The sequence below is a fragment of the Bradyrhizobium sp. LM2.9 genome, from assembly GCF_054056555.1.
This window is the reverse complement of sequence record NZ_JBSRYJ010000002.1, coordinates 5,234,996-5,250,676: the sequence shown is the minus strand read 5'-3', so window position 1 is coordinate 5,250,676 and position 15,681 is coordinate 5,234,996. Positions and strand designations below refer to the sequence as shown.

15 protein-coding genes and 2 pseudogenes are annotated in these 15,681 nt (G+C 63.9%); 9 read left to right on the top strand and 8 right to left on the bottom strand.

The features are described from left to right. Positions 1-75: 75 nt before the first annotated feature. Positions 76-1,419, bottom strand: a complete 1,344-nt coding sequence (locus ACVWW3_RS27255; RefSeq protein WP_456672425.1) for a tyrosine-type recombinase/integrase — start codon at positions 1,417-1,419, stop codon at positions 76-78. Between ACVWW3_RS27255 and ACVWW3_RS27250 the strand changes: the two are divergent. Then, positions 1,408-2,710: pseudogene (locus ACVWW3_RS27250) on the top strand (IS256 family transposase). The gene ACVWW3_RS27255 and the pseudogene ACVWW3_RS27250 overlap by 12 nt on opposite strands. Here ACVWW3_RS27250 and ACVWW3_RS27245 read toward each other — a convergent pair. Beyond that, positions 2,694-2,927 (bottom strand): hypothetical protein, encoded by a 234-nt coding sequence (locus tag ACVWW3_RS27245; RefSeq protein WP_456648078.1) that lies wholly within the window; start codon positions 2,925-2,927, stop codon positions 2,694-2,696. The pseudogene ACVWW3_RS27250 and the gene ACVWW3_RS27245 overlap by 17 nt on opposite strands. A 461-nt stretch (positions 2,928-3,388) precedes the next feature. Here ACVWW3_RS27245 and ACVWW3_RS27240 point away from each other — a divergent pair. Continuing rightward, positions 3,389-3,929: pseudogene (locus tag ACVWW3_RS27240) on the top strand (disulfide bond formation protein B). Between the two features lie 3 nt (positions 3,930-3,932). Here ACVWW3_RS27240 and ACVWW3_RS27235 read toward each other — a convergent pair. After that, positions 3,933-5,018, bottom strand: a complete 1,086-nt coding sequence (locus ACVWW3_RS27235) for an AbrB family transcriptional regulator (protein WP_247445197.1) — start codon at positions 5,016-5,018, stop codon at positions 3,933-3,935. Between the two features lie 99 nt (positions 5,019-5,117). Beyond that, positions 5,118-5,399 (bottom strand): PsiF family protein, encoded by a 282-nt coding sequence (locus ACVWW3_RS27230; protein ID WP_247445196.1) that lies wholly within the window; start codon positions 5,397-5,399, stop codon positions 5,118-5,120. Positions 5,400-5,601: 202 nt separating this feature from the next. Here ACVWW3_RS27230 and ACVWW3_RS27225 point away from each other — a divergent pair, with 202 nt between their 5' ends. Then, the gene (locus ACVWW3_RS27225; RefSeq protein WP_247445195.1) at positions 5,602-6,099 is read left to right on the top strand and encodes a hypothetical protein; all 498 of its coding nucleotides are present in this window, start codon (positions 5,602-5,604) and stop codon (positions 6,097-6,099) included. 47 nt (positions 6,100-6,146) lie between these two features. On the opposite strand, the gene ACVWW3_RS27220 is transcribed toward ACVWW3_RS27225, so the two are convergent. Next, complete coding sequence (locus ACVWW3_RS27220; protein ID WP_247445193.1) at positions 6,147-6,695, bottom strand: TetR/AcrR family transcriptional regulator; 549 nt, start codon at positions 6,693-6,695, stop codon at positions 6,147-6,149. A gap of 111 nt (positions 6,696-6,806) precedes the next feature. On the opposite strand from ACVWW3_RS27220, the gene ACVWW3_RS27215 reads away from it, so the two are divergent. The 3 genes from ACVWW3_RS27215 (at position 6,807) to ACVWW3_RS27205 (ending at position 8,473) form a co-directional block, all read left to right on the top strand. Then, complete coding sequence (locus ACVWW3_RS27215) at positions 6,807-7,235, top strand: acyl-CoA thioesterase (protein ID WP_456648079.1); 429 nt, start codon at positions 6,807-6,809, stop codon at positions 7,233-7,235. 3 nt (positions 7,236-7,238) lie between these two features. Beyond that, positions 7,239-7,715, top strand: a complete 477-nt coding sequence (locus tag ACVWW3_RS27210) for a PaaI family thioesterase (protein ID WP_456648080.1) — start codon at positions 7,239-7,241, stop codon at positions 7,713-7,715. A gap of 98 nt (positions 7,716-7,813) precedes the next feature. After that, positions 7,814-8,473, top strand: a complete 660-nt coding sequence (locus ACVWW3_RS27205; RefSeq protein WP_456648081.1) for a DsbA family protein — start codon at positions 7,814-7,816, stop codon at positions 8,471-8,473. Positions 8,474-8,550: 77 nt separating this feature from the next. On the opposite strand, the gene ACVWW3_RS27200 is transcribed toward ACVWW3_RS27205, so the two are convergent. Beyond that, positions 8,551-8,757 (bottom strand): hypothetical protein, encoded by a 207-nt coding sequence (locus tag ACVWW3_RS27200; RefSeq protein WP_456648082.1) that lies wholly within the window; start codon positions 8,755-8,757, stop codon positions 8,551-8,553. A gap of 187 nt (positions 8,758-8,944) precedes the next feature. Between ACVWW3_RS27200 and ACVWW3_RS27195 the strand changes: the two genes are divergently transcribed. Next, positions 8,945-9,844: a nucleotidyl transferase AbiEii/AbiGii toxin family protein gene (locus tag ACVWW3_RS27195; RefSeq protein WP_456672190.1), complete on the top strand. Its 900-nt coding sequence runs from the start codon at positions 8,945-8,947 to the stop codon at positions 9,842-9,844. Here ACVWW3_RS27195 and ACVWW3_RS27190 read toward each other — a convergent pair. Continuing rightward, complete coding sequence (locus ACVWW3_RS27190; RefSeq protein WP_456648083.1) at positions 9,839-10,921, bottom strand: phospholipase; 1,083 nt, start codon at positions 10,919-10,921, stop codon at positions 9,839-9,841. The genes ACVWW3_RS27195 and ACVWW3_RS27190 overlap by 6 nt on opposite strands. 28 nt (positions 10,922-10,949) lie before the next feature. Continuing rightward, positions 10,950-11,921 carry a S1C family serine protease gene (locus tag ACVWW3_RS27185; protein ID WP_456648084.1) on the bottom strand — a complete coding sequence of 324 codons (972 nt, stop codon included), beginning with the start codon at positions 11,919-11,921 and terminating at the stop codon, positions 10,950-10,952. Between the two features lie 284 nt (positions 11,922-12,205). Here ACVWW3_RS27185 and ACVWW3_RS27180 point away from each other — a divergent pair, with 284 nt between their 5' ends. Beyond that, positions 12,206-13,624 carry a M20 family metallopeptidase gene (locus ACVWW3_RS27180; RefSeq protein ID WP_456648085.1) on the top strand — a complete coding sequence of 473 codons (1,419 nt, stop codon included), beginning with the start codon at positions 12,206-12,208 and terminating at the stop codon, positions 13,622-13,624. Between the two features lie 264 nt (positions 13,625-13,888). Beyond that, on the top strand, positions 13,889-15,679 hold the full coding sequence (locus ACVWW3_RS27175) for a peptide ABC transporter substrate-binding protein (RefSeq protein ID WP_456672189.1): 1,791 nt from the start codon (positions 13,889-13,891) through the stop codon (positions 15,677-15,679). Positions 15,680-15,681: the final 2 nt, after the last annotated feature.

The following is a 15,681-nucleotide window of genomic DNA, read 5'->3' as shown; positions in this document are numbered from 1 at the left end:
GCCGTCCGCAGATACGCAGAAATCCTGCTTCCCGACCCCTTGCTACGGATCGAAACAGGGCAGCATTAACCACGCCTAATGTTCGGTGCCTCGGGCCTGCGTGCCGCGTTTGATCGGCATCACCTTCTTGGGATCGAGCCAGTGGTCGATCCGGTCAGCCCAATGCTGCATCAACTTCGTGCGCGAGCCAATCAGCGCGAGCGGTCCGTGCTTCTTGTAGAGCCCTTCCACAGTCGAATTATCGAGATGCGCGAGCTGCAGCTCGACAACATCGCCATCCCATGCCTTGGCGTCCTTGATCTCTTCGTGGTGAGACAGGGTCGAGAAGGTGGTCCGGAATCCGTGGGCACAATGATCAGTCTTGGTGTCAATGCCAAGCAGCCGCAAGCGCTTGTTGAGCGTGTTGTTTGATAAAGGCGCGTCCTTCGAGCAGGAAAACGCGTACCGGCGATGTCCGGTCAGCTTCTGAACGCTGCGCAGGATTGCGAGTGCCTGCCGTGACAAAGGCACGACATGGTCCCAACCGGTCTTCATTTTGGCGGCTGGAATAGTCCAGCGTTCGGCATCCCAATCGACCTCGCTCCACTCCATTTCATTGACCATGCCGGGGCGGGGAATGGTCAGAGCGTCGAAGCGCAAAGCAAGGCCAACAACGTCACTAAACCTCGCTCTCGTCCACGGTGCGCTGATGAGCTTGAACACGCGCGTCACGTCGCGTGGTTCGGTGACGCCGGGACGCGGCGTCGAAATGTTGGCAATCATCTGCCCATTCAGGTTGCGGAATGGATTGTAGCCGTCGCCTTCGACATCGGCATAGTTGCAGATTTGCTCACCGATGCTGCGCACGCGGTCGCGAGTTTCCAGCTTTCCCTCGGCTTCATATGAACGCATGAAAGCGAGCACGTCCGGACGCTTGATGTCCTGCCTGCACAGCTTGCCGAAGCGTTTCTTGACGTAGCCGACGCGCAGCTCAAGCACCTCGATGGTCTTGGGGTCGCGCACCGCAACGATCCTGCCGCGTTTGACTTTCTCCACCTTCTTCTTCGCAAGCCACTCGTCGGCCCATTGCCCGAAAGGCCGGGCGGCCGTCTGCCTGTACTTGTCGAGTTGCTTCTCGGTGCTCGGGTCTTTGCCTTCCTTGAGCAGATCTTTGGCCTTGTCGCGCTCGCGCCGGGCGTCGGCGAGCGAGAACGTGCCATCCTTGCCGTTGCCGTAAGGGCCGATGGAGTAGGTTTTCTGGCGGTTGTGGAAGCGATAGCCCAACCGCCAGAGCTTGGACGCAGCGTTACCTGGCTTGCTCTTGTCTGGGGGGATGTCCCGGGTTCTGTTGAATTTCTGAAGAGGTCGGCGTTGCCCACCTTGAGCCGGTAGGCTCGGGGTGCTGATTCCACAAAGGAGAGCAACGCCATGACGAGAGATATCACACTGGCTGGTTCGCCGGCGACCGGGGCTGTGGACGAAGCTTTTGCAGAAGTGCGGGCGAGCTTCGATCGGTTCTGCCTTGCGGCAGGGATCGAGGCGCTCGGCACGATGATGGAGGCGGATGTCACGGCAGCCTGCGGGCTGCGCCACGGTCGCGACGCGGCGCGGCGGGCGCACCGTTGGGGCCGAACGCGGGGACGGATCGGCTTCCACGGCGGCAAGATCGAGGTCGAGCGCCCGCGGGCCCGGGGCGTGGACGGCCGCGAGGTCACGATCCCGAGCTGGGAAACGGCGGCGCAGGAGGATTGGCTCGGTCGCTGGGCGATGAACCTGATGCTGATCAATGTGTCGACGCGCCGGTTCGGCCGCGCTGTCCGGCTGCCCGAGGGTGACGTGCCGGCACCGCCCGGATCGGGGGTTTCGAAGTCGGCGGCCTCGCGGAGGTTCGTAGCGCTGTCGGCGGCGCGGCTGGCCGACTTCATGGCTGCCGACCTGTCCGCGCTCGACCTTCTAGTGGTCCAAATCGATGGGCTGCATCTCGGCGACGATCTCGTGCTGGTCGCCGCGATCGGGATTGACGGCGAAGGCAACAAGCATCCGCTGGCTCTGGTGGAAGGGGCGACCGAGAATGCCGCAACGGTTCAGGCCCTGCTGGACAACCTGGTCTCGCGCGGGCTCGACCCGACGGTGCCAAGACTGTTCATCGCCGACGGCGCGAAAGCGTTGTCGAAGGCGATCCGCCGCACCTTCCCCCCCCCCCCAACCCCCCCCCCCCCCTGGTTCGGCCGCTGCGATCCAGCGCTGCCAGATCCACAAGGCGCGCAACATCGTGGAACGCCTGCCGAAAGAACATCATGCGGCCACCCGTCGGGTGCTGCGCCAGGCCTGGGAGCTCGATGACGCCGACAAGGCTGAAAAATTGATCCGCAATCTCGCGCGTCGACTCGACCAGCAATGGCCCGGCGTAGCGGCCAGCATCCTCGAAGGCCTCGACGAAATCCTGACTGTCGTCCGGTTGAAGCTGCCGAAGGAGCTTCGTCGATCGCTCGCCTGTACCAACATCGCCGAGAACATGATGGGCACCATTCGCCGCGTCACGCGCAACGTCAAACGCTGGCGGGATGCCGGTATGGCCTTGCGATGGGTCGCGGCCGGCATGATCGAGGCCAACAAGGGCTTCCGACGATTGAAGGCGCATAAGCAATTGTCGGTTCTGCGTGCGGCCCTTCAAGCTCACCACGATCGCATGACGATCAAGCCCGTTGCCCACGTCACGAGGGCCGCGTAACATTCACTCCGGCAACGTCGGCCCGACGTAGTTCAACACCGATCGGGACATCCCCCTTGTCTGGCGTGACGAAGAGATAGAGCCCGCCGCCGGTCGCGTCGGAAACCTTGGCGGGAGTCCACGCGTCCTTGTCGAATTTCGGTCGAGCGGCGCGGCAGTCAACGTCGGTCCTGATCTGCTTCGGGTTGGCGCACGCGCCACCGTTCTTGCGGGCCATCTGCTCGATTCCTTCGATCGGAAGGCGAAAGTCACCGTGAACGTTTGTTCTCCCGATACCAACGCGATACCAACAAAAATACCAACAAATCGGGCGGCTGGGACCGGAGGAGAACAAACGGTGACGAACACCGATGTACGCAGAAAGGCCTGTTTTTCAAGAGGTTCTGAGCACTGAGCGGACGATTGCGGGCGGTTTAGAACGGGCTCGAACAGCCTAGTTGGTGCCCCTGGCCGGAATCGAACCAGCACTCCTTGCGGAACTCGATTTTGACGTCGAGCGCGTCTACCAGTTCCGCCACAGGGGCCCTCGGTCAGCCCCAAACAGGGCGTCGCGAAGCCGGCGGACTATAGCCATGGACCGGACGGGGTCAACCCGCGCCAAAGTGATCCCAGCGTTCTCGACAGCCGCATGGGGCGGAGCTAGAGGCTTAGGTCTGGGTCCATCCGAAAGAGGCTGCCGTGACGAGCCACAGTGCCGCAATACCTGCGTTCAAACCGGCGGCCACGAACCCAGCGCTGACCGCTTCGCTCGCGGTGACGCTGATTGCAGCCGCGACCATCGCGGGCGCCTGGTTCTTCCAACTGGTGCTCGGGATCGTGCCCTGTCCGCTCTGCCTGGAGCAGCGCTACGCCTATTACCTCGCGATCCCGCTCGGCCTGCTCATCGCTCTCGCGGCGCGGGGCGGTGCGCCGCGGCCGCTGCTGCTCGCGGGCCTTGCGATCCTTGCGCTGGCGAGTCTCGCCAATGCCGGGCTCGGCAGCTATCACGCCCGGCGTCGAATGGGGCTTTTGGAAGGGACCGACGGACTGCTCCGGTCCCGTCGGCAATCTCGGCAGCGCCACCGACCTGCTGTCGCGGCTCGACAGCGTGAAGGTGGTCCGCTGCGACGAGGTGCAGTGGCGCTTCCTCGGCCTCTCGCTTGCGGGCTACAATTTGCTGATCTCGCTCTTGATGGCCGCGATCGCCGCGTGGGGATTTGTGGCGGCGGCGAAGCGCTAAGGCTCAATCATCCACGTCGTCCTGCGTGCGGCCGAACAGGTGCACAATGCCAGGCGTCGCGATCGTCACGAAGACGAAACGCGAGAGGTGATGTGCGCCGACGAAGATCGGGTCGATGTGCAGCGTCAGGGCCAGCGCCAGCATGGCGTCCATCGCGCCTGGTGCGTAGGCGACCACGACGTCGGAGAACTTCACCTGTGTGGTGAGCGCCACGATGCCGACGAAGATCGCGGAGACGGCGATGGCGACAGTAAACGAGCCCAGCGCAGCATTGATGTGACCGGCGAGCGTCTTGATCCGCATCCGCGCGAAGCGGCTGCCGATCAAGGCGCCGATGCCGACCAGCGCCACGCCGCGCACCCAGTCCGGCAGGCCGCCCTCGACCCAGCCTGCGCCATGCAGCACGCTCGAGCCGATCATCGCACCGAACATCCAGCTCGCCGGAAACTTGATCAGCCGCAGGAGGAGCGCCGCGGCCAGCGAGGCCGCGACCAACTCGACGAGGTCGAGCGGCGAGGCGATCGTCGTCGTCAGCGACGGTGCGACGGAGGCCGCGACGCCGGAGAACGCCAGCACCATCGGCAGCGCCGCGGTGAGGATGATCACGCGCATGGTCTGCACCACCGCGATGCCCGGCAGGTCGGCGCCGCGCTCGACCGCCAAAATCGTGATCTGCGACAGCGCGCCGGGACTGCCGGCGAGGAAGGCCGAGGTGCGGTCCCAGCCGTGGACGCGCTGAAGATAATAGCTCGAGCCGAAGGTCGAGCAGAAGGTCGCGAGCGCAAGCAGGCCGATGGTGAGCGGATAGGCGCCGACCTGTTGAAGCAGATGGCGCGAGACGACGGACCCTAACGAAATGCCGAGCAGCACCAGCACGGTCTGGGTCAGGATCGGCGGCAGCGTCAATTGGCGTCCGGCGATCGCAGCGATCCCGACCGCGATCATCGAGCCCGAGATCAATCCGCCGGGAAGGCCCGCGAGCAGAAACGCGAGGCCTCCCGCGGTGCCGATGACGAGCGTTTCCACTGTGCTCAAGATCTTGGCACGGCTTGGCAACTCGAACGGCAGGGAGGCGGTGATTTGCTTCACACCGCCTTATCGCAAATCAGCAAGAGGCGCACAATTGCGGCCACGTCATGCCGCAATGCGCGCGCCTCTCGCCGAGAGCCGGCAAAGACCGTGATGGGTTTACTTCTTGTCAGCGGGGGCGGCGGTCGTGCCGGCCTTGGCTTCCTTCATGCATTCGCGGCGGAATTTCTTGCGCTCCTTGCCCTTCAATGCCTTGGCATCCGCCTGCTTCGAGCATTCGAGTGACTCGGCCGAGTGCTCCTTCGGCGCCTTTTTATCGGCGGGCGCGGCAGTGGTCTTGGTGTCGGCTTTGGCCGCCGGCGCGGCAGTCTGCGCGAAGGCGGTGCCGGTGGCGAGCAGGGAGGCGAGGGCGACGACAGCGAGGCGAGATGTGAAGGTCATGGTGCTGCACTCTTCTTGCGGGAATTGCGAAGGGCGCGAAAGTCGGCTCGCCTTGCTGAACGCGACATGAATAATTCGAACGGGCGGGACCACTATATTTTAGCGGCAGGAGCCATCGCTTCCTTGTCGCGAGCCGGCAGCACGCTAGGATAGCAATCCTCGGTCAACTTCCCTCGGGGGAAGATCAAGGAGGAGATCAAGGATGACCATTCAATCAAAGTTGCTGTGTGCAGTTGCGCTGTCGGGCTTTGCCGCTTTGGTGGCGAGTGCGCCGGCGCAGGCGCTGACCTCGCAGGAGTGCAGCGCGAAATATCAGGCAGCCAAGAAGGACGGCTCGCTCGGCACCACGAAGTGGAATGACTTCCGCAAGGCCCAGTGCGGTGCGGACGCAACACCCGCGGCTGCGCCCAGCGCGGCCGCTCCTGCTGCGCCCGCCGCTCCCGCCGAGCCGAAGCAGGCGAAGAAGGAAGCCGCCCCCGCTGCCGCTCCGGCACCGACCCTGCCGGCCGGCCCCGCGATCTATCCGAACGCGGTCGATCCGAAATACGCCAAGGAGACCCCCGGCAAAGGTCGCCTGCACACCTGCGTCGACCAGTACAACGCCAACAAGGCCACCAACGGCAATGGCGGCATGAAGTGGATCGAGAAGGGCGGCGGCTATTACAGCGAATGCAACAAGAAGCTGAAGGGCGCCGCCTGACGCTTCGCGTCGATGCAGAGGCCGGGGCCAAGCTCCGGCCTCTTGCGTTAATCCAGTAGTTTCTCGGCCGATTTCGCCACGAGCTGCGATCGCTTGCGCGGGCCGCGCTCGACGAACAGCAGGCTCTGGCCGAAGATGAAGCAGTAGAACAGGAAGGCCTGCGCTTCAGCCGCCTCGGCTTCCAGGCCAGTCGCGCGGTAGAGCTCGGCGACGTGCTTCAGCCGCGCTGCGTCCACGCTTGCCACCGCTGCCGCGGCGCCCTCGTCCGAACGGGCCCATTGCCGGATCGCAAGCTCGATGGCCATCCCGTCCGGATTGAGCCGCTCGGAATAGAGCTGGATCACAGCCCTCAGCCGCTCACGGGGCTCTTCGCCATCGAGGCTGGTCTGCTGCGCGATCGCCATTGAGCGCCCCTCGCGCCAGCGTTCCAGCATGGCACCGAGCAGTGCGGCACGGTCGGCGAAGCGGCGGTAGAAGCCGCCCTTGGTGACGCCCAGGTTCTTGGCGAGCACCTCGACCCGCACCCCCTCGACCCCCGATCGGGCGAGCTCGGTGAACCCCGCCTCGACCCAGACATCGCCCTTGCCGTCGCTCATGAAGGAAGCCTCACTGGTGCTTGATACGGTGCCGTATTGCTAGCGCGGGAGGAGGCTGATACGCTACCGTATCAGCAATCAAAGGCCGGAAAAGGGCAGGGAGAAATTGCGATGGAGCAGGAGGCGACCTATCGCGGCACGGTCTATCCGTGGCAGTGCGATCACGTCGGCCACATGAACATCATGTGGTATGTCGGCAAATTCGACGAGGCCAACTGGAATCTGTTCGCCCGTCTCGGGCTGACGCCGAGCTATCTGCGCGGCTCCGGCCGCGGCATGGCCGCCGTGCAGCAGAACGTCACCTACAAGCGCGAGCGGCTCGCCGGCGACATCGTCGGGATCCGCAGTCATCTGCTCGAGATCCGGGACAAATCGATCCGCTTCCGGCACGACATGACCAATGCCGAGACCGGTGAGATCGCCGCATTCTGCGAGATCACGGTCGTGCACATGGACAGTAGCCAATGCAAATCGGTGCCGTTCACGGATGCCATCCGCGAGATCGTCATGAGGCATCTCGCCGAGCCGGCGGAGGCCTGAGCCATGGCCGCATACGAGCCGAAGAACCCGGGTTATCGCGCGGCTGCCGTCGCCATGTTCGACGGCCAGCCGGCGATGCACACGCTCGGCATTGTGATCGTCCGCCTGGCACCGGGCGAGGTTGAGCTGGCCATGCTGCACTCGCCGGCCCTCACGCAGCAGAACGGTTTTATCCACGCCGGCATTATTACAGCTGGGCTCGATAATGCCTGCTGCGTCGCCGCCTTCACCCTGATGCCGCGCGAGGCGGACATCCTCACCGTCGAGTTTAAGACGACGCTGCTCGCACCGGCCCGGGGCGAGCGTTTCGTCTTCAAGGCAGAGGTGGTCAAGCCCGGCCGCACGCTGACCTTTTGCGAGGCCAAGGCGTTTGCCGAGCAGGACGGCAAGAGCAAGTTGATCGCCACGATGACCGGAACGCTGATGGCGATGCTGCCCCGCGTTACGGCTTCGCAAGCTCCGGCCGCGATCCCCGCATAGCGCGGCGATGACATCGCGCCCGCAACGCATTATATGACGCGTAACAATTCCCGGCCCCGAGCCGTATTTGCGGCGATGGGACCGAAACGGGGCGAGATATGGCCGGAATCAGGAATAAGAGCCTTTTGCCGACGCGGCGCGCGGCATTGACGCTGATCGGAGCCGGCGCGCTCGCGACAGGCGCGATCGCCTCGGCGTTGGCGGCCACCGACAATGACGAGGTGCTGACCGAATCCAAGGTGCTGCGCGACCCCGACGTTCCCGTCGCCGGTAATCCCGACGGCAACATCAGCATTATCGAATGGTCGGACTACAATTGCCCCTATTGCCGCAAGCTCGAGCCGGAGCTGCGTCAGGTCGTCCAGGACGACGGCAAGGTCAGGCTGGTGATGAAGGACTGGCCGATTCTCGGGCCCGTTTCGGTCACGGCCGCCCGGATCGCTCTCGCGGCAAAATACCAGGACAAATACCATCCGGCCCACGACGCCATGATGGGTGTCAGCTCGCGCCTGACCGAGCCGCGCATCGACGAGCTGCTCGCGGCCGCCGGCGTCGACATGAACCGCCTGAAGCGCGACCTCACCGACCATGGCAAGGACATCGATGCCGTGCTCAAGCGCAATAACGAACAGGCTGAGGCCTTCGGCTTCCGCGGCACGCCATCCTTTATCGTCGGCAAGTACCGCGTGCCGGGCGTGCTCAGCATCAACGACTTCGAGCAGATCATCGCCGACGCCCGCAAGGCCAAGATGAACTGACGCGCGTGATATTCACCGCGCAACACAAAGGCGCCGCCGCGGACCCGCGACGGCGCCTTGTTCATGATACGGCGTTGTTACTTCGAGGAGATGCGGACCCAGTCCTTGTGCGCGCGATCGCGCAACGCGTCCCAGTCGGCCTTGGCGACATCCCAGTTTACGATGGTGCGATTGGTGGTCGCGACCTCGCCATTGGCGACCGACGACGTCTGCATGGAGTCATAGGCGTACACGCCGCAGCCGAGCAGCAGCGCGCCCAAGATCATTCCGAAAAAAATCTGCATGGCGAACCTCCGGTGACGGGCGATAACGTGGATCGCCAAGGACAGTTCCGTCGGCAACCGGGAGGCAAGTTCGGACCGGATCGGCCGTATGGTCGTGGATTAAGGTGGCTGGAAACGCTATACTCCTACCAATGACAAGCGACACTGCACAAAGCCTGATCCGCGAGCTCGGCCGCAAATATCTCTGGTGGCGACCGGTCGACGGGGAGCCATTTGCCGAGCGGCGCATCGTTTCGCAAATCATGAACCTCGGAACGTACGACGACATTCTCCAGTTGGAGGCAGCGCTGGGGAGCGCGCATCTCGTCGATGTCATGCTGCACGCGGAGCCCGGTTGGTTCAGCGATCGTTCCTGGGAATTCTGGCGCGGGCGCCTGTCCTTTGCGACAGGTGCAGCGCTGCCGGAGCATGCGCCACGAAGGGCGTTCGATGCCGCGACCGTTTTGAGCCAAAATTATCGATCCTGCCTGCCGCTCAGCGCGAAGTTTGGCCCTTACTTGCTCCGGCGCTGCGTCTGCGACTCGTCCTCTATGGCGGCACCGCCGTGGCGCTCCAACTCGGACATCGAGAGTCGCTCGATTTCGACTTCTTTTGCTCCGCTCCACTGGACAAGGGGGACGTCCGCGCGCAGTTCGGCTTCCTCAACGGCGCAGCCATCCTTCAGGATGCGCCCAATACGATGGTCATCTTGGCCGATATGCCCTCGGGCTCGGTGAAAATTTCCTTTTTCGGACATATCGGATTTGGTCGCGTCAACGACCCGATGCAGACGGCCGACGGCATGATACTCGTGGCGTCGTTGGAAGACTTGCTGGCGACCAAGCTCAAGGCCACGCTCGATCGTGCTGAGGCCAAGGACTATCGGGACATTGCTGAAATGGTTTCTGCCGGAGTGTCGCTGCCACGCGGGCTCGCAGCATTCAGGGGAATGTTTGGCGGTGAGCCAGCGCAAGTGCTGCGCGCGTTAGGCTTCTTCGAGGATGGAGATCTTCGCAGCTTGGGTGCTGCCGATCGCCGAATCCTGCGTGAGGCTCGGGATCGTGTCGGCGTGTTGCCCGATGTGTCTCTGCGGCAGGGCTTGCTATGATGGCGTCGGCCATGCGTTCAGCCACTGCACCACTTCCGCGTTGATCTCGCGCGGATAGGTGTGGCTGAGGTCGTCGATCTCGCGATAGGTGATAACGGCGCCGGCGGCGGAGAGCGTGGCCTGGGTCTGCCGCGCGGTCTGCACCGGAAACATCCAGTCGAGCTTGCCGTGGGTGATGAAGATCGGCAGACGCTGCAGGCGTTTGGCGTCGGCCATCTCCGCCATCAGCGGATGAAAGGTCGCCGACACCGGCGCGAGATGTGTGAAGGGCGAGGCGGCCTCTAGCCCGGTGACGTAGCAGAAGGTGCCGCCGTCGCTCATGCCGGTGAGCAGCATGCGCGAGGCGTCGATGGTCCAGCGGTTGCGCACGGTTTCGAGAATGCGCATGAGGTTGGGCGTGTCGGAGTCGTCACCCATCAGCGCCCAGGTCGGGCCCGTCGCGGTCGGCGCCACCAGGATCGCACCAAGACTGCGGGCGTCGCGCAGCCAGCTCCATAGAAAGCCGCGGCCGTTGCCGCTGCCGCCGTGCAGCGCCATCACCAGCGGCATGGCGCGGTCGGGCGTGTAATATTCGGGCACGTAGACCGAAAAGCCGCCGCGGCTGCCGGGCTCGTTGTGGTCGTGGATGATGCCGGTGTGCTCGCCCGCGCCGGCTTCCAGCCGCGACAACAGGTCCGCATTCTCGCGATTGGCGGCGTTGAGGAAGAAGCCGCTCACCGGCGGAAACTGCGCCGTCAGCGGATAAAGTGCCTCCTGCGCGCGCGGCACGTGGCGTAGCGCGCGGAAGACCGCAACGAGATCGCCATTGCCGCGCTCGACCTCGCGTATGCCGGCAAAGGCGGCGAGCGTCTCGTCGCAGGCACGATCGAGCCGCTCGCGCAGTCCGGTGAACTGTTCCGGCCAGGCGTTGATCGCCGCGCGTGCTGTTTGCAGCGCCTCGTCCGGCGCGCCGATCGCATTCATCACGGTGGCAAAGGCCGGCGGGTGCAAATGTCGCTGGAAGAAGCCGAGTGCTTCCAGCGCGTTGAGCAGCGGCGGCAACACGGCCACGATGTCGTCAACGACGGCCTCGGTCATCGTCGCTTCCTTGCTTGAGTTCGGTTTGTCAGTGCAGCTTCGGCGCCTTCAAGAGCTTGAAGCGATCGGTCGAGGTCACCGTGACGTCGAAGGTGACGCCTTCATGATGGACAGTCAGCGGCACGTCGACGCCGGCTGCGCCCAGCCCCCACATCTTGTTGTAGAAGCCGGTCTGGCTCGTGACCTTCTCGCCGTCCACGGCAAGGATGACGTCGCCGGTCTTGAGCTCGGCACGGGCGGCCGGACCGCTGGCGGAGATCCCGATCACCACCACGCGGTTGTCGATCTCTGTCGAATAGAGTCCGAGCCATGGCCGTGCCGGCTTGTTGACGCGGCCGAACTTGCGCAAATCATCTAGGATCGGTTTCAACAGGTCGATCGGTACGATCATGTTGACGTGCTCGGCTTTGCCGTCGCGCTCGCGTTCGAGCTGGAGCGAGCCGATGCCGATCAGCTCGCCGCGCTCGTTGAGAAGCGCCGTGCCGCCCCAGTTCGGGTGTGCGGGAAGGGTGAAGATGGCCTCGTCCAGCAGATATTCCCAATAGCCGGCGAACTCCTGCTTGGCCACGATCTGGCTCGCAACCGAACGCGTGCGTCCGCCGGCGCCGCCGACCACGACGCGGTCGCCGAGCCGGGTCGCGGCCGAGATGCCCAGCGGCAAGGGTTCGACGTCGAGCTGGCCGAGCGCCTGCACCAGGCCAAAGCCAGTGACAGCATCGAAGCCGAGCACATGTCCCTCCACCACGCGCCCGTCTCCGACATGCAGCCACACGGACTCTGCTTCGGTGATCAGATAACCGATGGTGAGCACCAGCCCGTCGTCGATCACGACGCCGTTGCCGGCGCGTTCGGTGCCCAGTGTCTCGGCGCTGAAGGCGTCCGGCGGGATGATGGCATGCAGGCCGACGACGGACGCGAGCGCGCGGTCGAGATCGAAACCATAATCGCTCGCACGCGGCTGATTGGCCAGCGGTACTCTCCATTCGGTCAGGGCGGGCATCGAGTTCTCCTGGCTGAGAGCATTGCTCCGCCGTGGCTAGCGGAACGGCGCGGGAAGCACGCATAATTTAGGCTGGAGGAGGCCGTCTTGAAAGCCTCGTTCCCCAACAATTCCGGAGAACGCCGTGTGAAATCTTTGAACGGCAATGGAACGGTTCATGCTCGGTCGGCAGGGCGGCCTCCGGTGTTGGCCGCATGGCTGCTGTTCGGCGAGGTGCTAGGCGCGATACAATGAAGCTGCTAACCATTGCCGCTTCGTTTGACGCAGGCATCACGGACCGAAGCATGGACAACCGCAGCGACATCTGGCGTGGCATCGACACGATCAAGGCGCGTTTCATCGACCTCAGCGACAAAGTCTGGGGCATGCCCGAGGTGTGCTACACCGAGGCGCGGTCAGCCGCAGAGCATCTCGCCGAGTTGCGTCATCAGGGCTTTCGCATCACCGAGAACGTCGCGGACATTCCGACCGCGGTGTTGGGCGAGTGGGGTGAGGGCGGACCGGTCATTGCCTTCATGGGGGAATATGACGCGCTGCCGGGCCTGAGCCAGGAGGCGGGCGTCGCGGAACATCGGCCAATTGAGACCGGTGGCCATGGCCATGGCTGCGGTCATAATCTGCTCGGCTCGGCGGCGCTGCTGGCCGCGACCGCGGTGAAGGACTGGCTCGCCGAGAACAAGTTGCCGGGCCGCGTGCGTTATTACGGCTGCCCGGCGGAAGAAGGCGGCGCAGCAAAAGCATTCATGGTCCGCTCCGGCGCGTTCGAGGACGCTGATGTCGCCATCACCTGGCACCCGAGCAGCTTATGGGAGGTGGCGGTGACGCCGTCCCTCGCTAACACGCGCGCCGATTTCATCTTCACCGGCCGTACCTCGCATGCGGCAGCCTCGCCGCATCTCGGCCGCTCCGCGCTCGACGCGGTGGAGCTGATGAATGTCGGCGTGAACTATATGCGCGAGCACATGCCGAGCGATGCTCGCGTCCACTACGCGGTGCTCGATACCGGCGGGATCGCGCCGAACGTGGTGCAGGCCCACGCGCGTGTGCGCTATTCGATCCGCGCCCGCGACCTGTCCGGCATGAACGAGCTGGTCGGGCGCGTGAACAAGATCGCGCAGGGCGCAGCTCTGATGACAGAGACCAAGATGGAGATGAAGATCATTTCCGCGGTCTCCAACATACTGCCCAATGCTCCCTTGGAGCAGGCGCTGCACCGGGTCATGGAAGAGCTCGGCCCGCCGCATTTCGACGACGCCGACAAGAACTTCGCGACCCAAATCCGCGCGACGCTGAGCGACAAGGACATCGCCGCGGTCTATTATGCGATCGGCATGGAGCCTACCGATCGGCCGCTGGCCGACTTTCTGGTGCCGCTCGATGCCAAGCGTAACCCGCAGGTCGGCTCGACCGATGTGGGTGATGTGAGCTGGGTGGTGCCGACCGTGCAGGTCCATTCACCCACGGTTGCAATCGGCACGCCTTTCCATACCTGGCAGGTGGTTGCGCAGGGCAAGAGCGCGCATGCGCACAAGGCCATGGTGCAGGCCGCCAAGGCGATGGCCGGCATCGGCATCAAGGCGTTGACGGAGCCGGAGCTGATCAAGGCCGCCAAGGCTGACCTCGAGAAGCGGACGGCCAAGACGCCTTACGTGTGTCCGCTGCCGGACCACGTCGCGCCGCCGCTCGACATGTCCGTGGCGTAGAATTTCGCCTCGATACTTCGTCTGATCCGGCGAACAAATTTTCTGCAGTGCAGCGCGGAATTCAGCTTGTTTTTTGGCGCTGGATTGCCGAACGGATGGGCTGCGGAATATGGTTTTGCCCAACAGACAGTCAGAAGACCGTTTGCATACACACGCTCGCTGTTGACGCGCACCCCATTCGGTGTGCCATCTACCGCCAGCCAAGCCCGGTGGTCGCCTCGCGCGACCGCCTGCATCCATACGGGAACCAGACGGGGGACAACCATGCTGGATAAAGAACTACGTTCGATGATCGGTGACGTGAAGGACGGGCGGATGGATCGCCGCGGCTTCATTCAGCGCCTGGCTGCCGTGGGTCTCACCGCGCCTCTGGCCAACCAGATTCTCGCGCTTGGCGGTGTCGCGATGGCTGAGGGCGTCTCGACCTACAAGCCGACCAAGCGCGGCGGCGGTGGTGCGCTCAAGCTGCTGTGGTGGCAGGGGCCGACCCTGCTCAATCCGCATTTTGCCACCGGCACCAAGGACCAGGACGGCGCGCGCCTGTTCTATGAGCCGCTCGCCTGTTGGGATCCCGACGGCAACATGAAGCTGGTTCTGGCCGCCGAAATTCCCTCGATCCAGAACGGCGGCCTCGCCGCCGACGGCAAGTCGGTGACCTGGAAGCTCAAACCCGGCGTCAAATGGCATGACGGCACGCCGTTCACAGCCGACGACGTCGTGTTCAACTGGGAATATGGCAAGGATCCGGCGACCTCCGCGCTGACGATCGGGACGCTCCGCGACATCACGGTCGAGAAGGTGGACGACCTCACGGTCCGCATCGTCTTCAACAAGCCGACGCCGTTCTGGGCCGACGCCTTTGTCGGGGCTCCCAATACCCTCATCCCGAAACATCTGTTCAAGGACTATATGGGGTCCAAATCGCGGGAGGCGCCGAGCAACCTCTCGCCGGTCGGCACCGGACCCTACAAGTTCGTCGAGTTCAAGCCGGGCGATGTTGTCCGCGGCGTGATCAATCCCGATTATCACATGGCGAACCGCCCCTATTTCGATTCGATCGAGATGAAGGGCGGCGGCGATGCCGTCTCTGCCGCACGCGCGGTGATCCAGACCGGCGAGTATGATTTCGGCTGGAACATTCAGGTCGAGGATGACGTGCTGCTGCGCCTGGAGAAGGGCGGCAAGGGAAAGACCGTCTACGCAGTCGGCGGCGACACTGAATTCATCGCACTGAACTTCACCGATCCCAACACCGAGGTCGATGGCGAACGCTCTTCGATGAAGACCAAGCACCCGCTGTTTTCCGATCCGGCGGTGCGCAAGGCGCTCTCGTTGCTGATCGATCGCGAGTCGGTCAAGAAGGCGATCTACGGCCGCGCCGGCCGCACCTCCGCCAACTTCCTCAACGGGCCGGAAAAATTCGTCTCCAAGAACACCTCATGGGAGTTCAGCGTGGAGAAGGCCTCGAAGATCCTCGACGATGCCGGCTGGAAGCCGGGCGCCGACGGCATCCGCGAGAAGGACGGCAAGAAGCTGAAGCTCGTCTACCAGACCTCGATCAACGGCCCGCGCCAGAAGACCCAGGCGATCGTCAAGCAGGCCTGCCAGAAGGCGGGCATCGACGTCGAGCTGAAATCTGTCGTCGCCTCCGTGTTCTTCTCCTCCGACGTCGGCAATCCCGATACCTACTCCAAGTTCTACGCCGACATGGAGATGTTCCAGATCCCGCTGAGCCAGCCCGATCCGTCGCAACACATGCGTCGCTACCTTTCGAACCTTGTCGCCACCAAGGAGAACAAGTGGCAGGGCACCAACTTCCCGCGCTGGGTCAACAAGGACTACGACGCGACCATCCAGGCCGCCGACGGCGAGATGGATCCGGTCAAGCGCGCGGCGCTCTACATCAAGGCCAATGACCTCATGTACCAGGACACCGTGTTCATCCCGGTGCAGCACCGCCTGAAGGTCGAGGCGGCCGCCACCAATCTGCGCCCGGTCATTTCCGGCTGGGCCAACGAGACCGACAATTTGTTCGACTGGTATCGCGAGGAATGATC

Bases quoted from the DNA above. Each gene is read 5' to 3' on its own strand.
- ACVWW3_RS27245 (WP_456648078.1), bottom strand. From the start codon at position 2,927: ATGGCCCGCAAGAACGGTGGCGCGTGCGCCAACCCGAAGCAGATCAGG.
- ACVWW3_RS27175 (WP_456672189.1), top strand. From the start codon at position 13,889: ATGCTGGATAAAGAACTACGTTCGATGATCGGTGACGTGAAGGACGGG.
- ACVWW3_RS27200 (WP_456648082.1), bottom strand. From the start codon at position 8,757: ATGCAGATTTTTTTCGGAATGATCTTGGGCGCGCTGCTGCTCGGCTGC.
- ACVWW3_RS27185 (WP_456648084.1), bottom strand. From the start codon at position 11,921: ATGCCCGCCCTGACCGAATGGAGAGTACCGCTGGCCAATCAGCCGCGT.
- ACVWW3_RS27225 (WP_247445195.1), top strand. From the start codon at position 5,602: ATGACCATTCAATCAAAGTTGCTGTGTGCAGTTGCGCTGTCGGGCTTT.
- ACVWW3_RS27180 (WP_456648085.1), top strand. From the start codon at position 12,206: ATGGACAACCGCAGCGACATCTGGCGTGGCATCGACACGATCAAGGCG.
- ACVWW3_RS27190 (WP_456648083.1), bottom strand. From the start codon at position 10,921: ATGACCGAGGCCGTCGTTGACGACATCGTGGCCGTGTTGCCGCCGCTG.
- ACVWW3_RS27215 (WP_456648079.1), top strand. From the start codon at position 6,807: ATGGAGCAGGAGGCGACCTATCGCGGCACGGTCTATCCGTGGCAGTGC.
- ACVWW3_RS27230 (WP_247445196.1), bottom strand. From the start codon at position 5,399: ATGACCTTCACATCTCGCCTCGCTGTCGTCGCCCTCGCCTCCCTGCTC.
- ACVWW3_RS27210 (WP_456648080.1), top strand. From the start codon at position 7,239: ATGGCCGCATACGAGCCGAAGAACCCGGGTTATCGCGCGGCTGCCGTC.
- ACVWW3_RS27220 (WP_247445193.1), bottom strand. From the start codon at position 6,695: ATGAGCGACGGCAAGGGCGATGTCTGGGTCGAGGCGGGGTTCACCGAG.
- ACVWW3_RS27205 (WP_456648081.1), top strand. From the start codon at position 7,814: ATGGCCGGAATCAGGAATAAGAGCCTTTTGCCGACGCGGCGCGCGGCA.